Genomic DNA, 4,428 nt, shown 5'->3' with positions numbered 1-4,428 from the left:
GGGTGAACCCGGGCTCGGTCGTGGTGGGCAGCAGGGGCGGTTCGCGCCCCGCCCGGCCGCGGCGGCGGAGCGCGGCGCGCCGGGAACGCAGATACATGGCCGTACAGGCCAGGGCTATCGCGCCGCCGAGCGGCACCCAGACCCGGCGCCCGCCGGGCAGCAGCCCCATGCCGCCCGGGTCGCTGTTGCCGGGCCGGATGACGGGGGTGCGGACGGGCTCGCCCTGGAGCACGGCGAGGTAGCCGTCGGCCGCGCCGATCGCGGCGCCGGCCCAGTCGTTCTGGCGCAGGGCGGGCGCGATGGCGATGCCGGAGACCTTTTCGAGCTGGGCCTTGGCGAATCCGGAGTCCCGGGCGGCGGAGACGGCGTACTGGCGGCCCTGGACGGCGATGGCCAGCAGCAGCTCGTGCTGGCCGAGGCCGTTGCGGTCGGCGGTGGCGTCGGCCCAGGCGTGGGCCGAACGGCCGGAGAAGTCGCGCACATAGGTGACGAACAGCTGGACGTGGTGGGTGGCGCTCAGCCGGTCGAGGGCGGCCTCGACCTGGGCGCGCCGGTGCCCCAGGGCGCCGACGGTGTCGGTGATCCGGCCGCCCGCGTCGAGGTCGAGCGGCGTGTCGGCGCGGGCGGTGGGCACCGCCGGAAGCAGTAGGGCGCAGAGTGCGAGAAGAGTGCCGGCGAACGCCCGGGCGGACGTCCCCGGCCCTCCGTACCGCCTCCACAGCCGCGTCACTGTTTGGCGCGTCACACTTTGGAGCGTATGACCGTATTGTTCATGCCGCTACCCAGCGGCTCGGGGTATTTACGTTCCGCTATTCCCTCACTCGTCCGCCTTCCGTCGGCGGATCCTGGCGCCGAGCCACACGAGCGGGTCGTAGGCGCGGTCCACGACGCGTTCCTTGAGGGGGATCAGCGCGTTGTCGGTGATTTTGATGTGCTCCGGGCAGACCTCCGTGCAGCATTTGGTGATGTTGCAGTAGCCCAGCCCGAACTCCTCGCGGGCGCCGCTGCGGCGGTCGATGCCCTGCTCGGCGGCCGCGTCGAGGGGATGCATGTCCAGCTCGGCGACGCGCATCAGGAAACGGGGCCCGGCGAAGGCCTGCTTGTTCTCCTCGTGGTCGCGCACCACATGGCAGGTGTTCTGGCACAGGAAGCACTCGATGCACTTCCGGAACTCCTGCACCCGCCCCACGTCCTCCTGCATCATCCGCGCCTCCCCGGGCCGCAGCCCGGCCGGCGGGGCGAAGGAGGGCACCTCGCGGGCCTTGGTGTAGTTGTACGACACGTCCGTGACCAGATCCCGTACGACCGGGAACGTACGCATCGGGGTGACGGTGATGGTTTCGGCCGGGTCGAAGACCGACATCCGCGTCATGCACATCAGCCGCGGCCGGCCGTTGATCTCCGCGCTGCACGAACCGCACTTGCCCGCCTTGCAGTTCCAGCGGACGGCGAGGTCGGAGGCGACCGTGGCCTGGAGGCGGTGGATGATGTCGAGGACGACCTCGCCCTCGTTGACGGCGACCTCGTAGTCGACGAGTCCGCCGCCGTCCGCATCACCCCGCCACACCTTGAAGCGGGCCTGATAACTCATGAGGTCAGCTCCTCGTCGGTCAGGTACTTCGCCAGCTCCTCCTTCTCGAAGAGCTCCAGCAGGTCCGCCCGCATCGGCTCGGCCTCGCGCCGCTCCAGCCGGATGCGGCCCAGGACCGGGTCGGCCACCGCCGGTTCGGCGCTCTCGTCCGCGAGCCGGCACACCAGCCGGACCCGCCGCCACTGGCGGTCCATCCCCGGATGGTCGTCCCGGGTGTGCCCGCCCCGGCTCTCCTCGCGCTCCAGCGCCGCCCGCGCCACACACTCGCTGACCAGCAGCATGTTGCGCAGGTCCAGCGCCAGGTGCCAGCCGGGGTTGAACTGCCGGTGCCCCTCCACCCCGGCCCGCCGGGCCCGGGTCCGCAGCGCCGCCAGCCGGTGCAGGGCCTCCTCCATCTCGCCGGCCCGGCGGATGATGCCGACCAGGTCGTTCATCGACTGCTGCAACTCCTGGTGCAGCGTGTACGGATTCTCCGCGAGCCCTGGCGAGACGCCGGCGTCGCCGCCCTCCGCGCCGAACGGCCGCAGTGCCTCCGCCTCGGCCAGCTCGACGTCGGCGTCCGAGACGGCCGGCCGCTCGCCGGCGCCCAGCCCCGCCGTGTACTCGGCGGCGTACAGCCCGGCACGCCGGCCGAAGACCAGCAGATCGGAGAGGGAGTTGCCGCCCAGCCGGTTGGAGCCGTGCAGCCCGCCCGCGACCTCGCCCGCCGCGAACAGGCCGGGCACGCCCCGTGCGGCGGCGGTGTCCGGGTCGACCTCGACGCCGCCCATGACGTAGTGACAGGTCGGCCCGACCTCCATCGGCTCGGCGGTGATGTCGACGTCCGCCAGCTCCTTGAACTGGTGATGCATCGACGGCAGCTTGCGCTGGATCACCTCGGCCGGCATGCGCGTGGAGACGTCCAGGAACACCCCGCCGTGCGGGGAGCCGCGCCCGGCCTTGACCTCGGCGTTGATGGCACGGGCCACCTCGTCGCGGGGGAGCAGCTCGGGCGGGCGGCGGTTCTTGTCGGGGTCGGCGTACCAGCGGTCGGCCTCGTCCTCGGTCTCGGCGTACTTGTCGCGGAAGACGTCCGGGATGTAGTCGAACATGAACCGCTTGCCGTCGCTGTTGCGCAGCACACCGCCGTCGCCGCGCACCGACTCGGTGACCAGGATGCCCTTCACGGACGGCGGCCAGACCATGCCGGTGGGATGGAACTGCACGAACTCCATGTTGACCAGCCGCGCCCCGGCCAGCAGCGCGAGCGCGTGCCCGTCGCCGGTGTACTCCCAGGAGTTGGAGGTCACCTTGAAGGACTTGCCGATGCCGCCGGTGGCCAGCACCACGGCCGGCGCCTCGACGACGAAGAACCGCCCGGACTCCCGCTCGTAGCCGAAGACGCCCGCCGTGCGGTCCCCGTCCTTGAGGACGCGGGTGACCGTGCACTCCTGGAAGACCTTCAGCCGCGCCTCGTGGTCCCCGTACTCCCGGTGGTCCTCCTGCTGGAGGGAGACGATCTTCTGCTGGAGGGTGCGGATCAGCTCCAGGCCCGTACGGTCGCCGACGTGCGCCAGGCGCGGGTACTCGTGGCCGCCGAAGTTGCGCTGCGAGATCTCGCCCCGGGGCGTGCGGTCGAAGACCGCGCCCCACAGCTCCAGCTCCCACACCCGCTCGGGCGCCTCCTGGGCGAGCAGCTCGGCCATGCGCCAGTCGTTGAGGAACTTGCCGCCGCGCAGGGTGTCGCGGAAGTGCACCTGCCAGTTGTCGCGCTTGTTGACGTTTCCCATGCAGGCGGCGATGCCGCCCTCGGCCATGACCGTGTGCGCCTTGCCGAAGAGCGACTTGCAGATCACCGCGCAGCGCAGCCCCCGCTCGCGGGCCTCGATGGCCGCCCGCAGCCCGGCGCCGCCGGCGCCGACCACGACCACGTCCCAGGCCTGCCGGTCCACATGTGCCATCAGTCGAGCACTCCCTAGAAGAACCGCGGATCGTCGAAGGCGCCACTGGCGACCAGGTACACATACAGATCGGCCACCGCCACGCTCACCAGCGACGCCCACGCGAGCAGCATGTGACGGGCGTTCAGCGCGCTCACCCAGCCCCACATCCGGTACCGCACCGGATGCCGGGAGAAGTTCCGGATCCGGCCCCCGACGATGTGCCGGCAGGAGTGGCAGGACAGGGTGTATGCCCAGATCAGGATGATGTTCGCGAGCAGTACGAGGGTGCCGAGGCCCATGTGGCCCCACTCGCCGTCCGCGTTCCGGAAGCCGAGCACCGCGTCGTACGTCAGGACCCCGGCGACGAGCACGGCGAAGTAGAAGAAGTAGCGGTGGACGTTCTGCAGGATCAGCGGGAAGCGGGTCTCGCCGGTGTACTTCGCGTGCGGCTCGGGGACCGCGCAGGCCGGGGGCGAGGCCCAGAAGCCCCGGTAGTAGGCCTTGCGGTAGTAGTAGCAGGTCAGCCGGAAGCCCAGCGGGAAGATCAGCACCAGCAGCGCGGGCGACAGGCCCCACCACGGGCCGAAGAGGTCCCAGTCGGCGCCCGCCGGCATCGGCACGCAGTTGTGCGCCAGGCACGGCGAGTAGAACGGCGAGACGTACGGCGCGGCGTAGTAGTCGCCGTTCGCGAAGGCCCGCCAGGTGGAGTAGACGACGAACGCGAACAGCCCGGCGGCCGTGGCGGCGGGCGCCAGCCACCAGCGGTCGCGCCGCAGATGGCGCTCCCGGATCGCCGCGCGCGACGCGTGGTGGACGCCGCGCGCGGCCGGATCGCCCGTGGAACCGGCGACGGCTGAGGGATCGGTACCAGTGGCCAAGACGGACTCCGGTCAGGAGTGGGGTCGTGAAGTCGTA

General features: G+C 71.5%; 4 protein-coding genes. All 4 read right to left on the bottom strand.

Annotated elements, in window-relative coordinates:
• Positions 1–634: TPM domain-containing protein (locus AB0K09_RS30280; protein WP_366068607.1), on the bottom strand; the 634-nt coding region annotated here is incomplete at its 3' end.
• 183 nt (positions 635–817) lie between these two features.
• Complete coding sequence (locus AB0K09_RS30275; protein WP_366068606.1) at positions 818–1,591, bottom strand: succinate dehydrogenase/fumarate reductase iron-sulfur subunit; 774 nt, start codon at positions 1,589–1,591, stop codon at positions 818–820.
• Positions 1,588–3,531, bottom strand: coding sequence for a fumarate reductase/succinate dehydrogenase flavoprotein subunit (locus AB0K09_RS30270; RefSeq protein ID WP_366068605.1), 1,944 nt, complete (start codon positions 3,529–3,531; stop codon positions 1,588–1,590). Before AB0K09_RS30270 ends, AB0K09_RS30275 begins: the two co-directional genes overlap by 4 nt.
• A gap of 14 nt (positions 3,532–3,545) precedes the next feature.
• The gene (locus tag AB0K09_RS30265; RefSeq protein WP_366068604.1) at positions 3,546–4,391 is read right to left on the bottom strand and encodes a hypothetical protein; all 846 of its coding nucleotides are present in this window, start codon (positions 4,389–4,391) and stop codon (positions 3,546–3,548) included.
• Positions 4,392–4,428: the final 37 nt, after the last annotated feature.

Source organism: Streptomyces sp. NPDC049577 (genome assembly GCF_040675635.1).
Taxonomy (GTDB): Bacteria; Actinomycetota; Actinomycetes; order Streptomycetales; family Streptomycetaceae; genus Streptomyces.
Note: the sequence above shows the minus strand (reverse complement) of the source record. Positions and strands in the feature narration are given on the sequence as shown.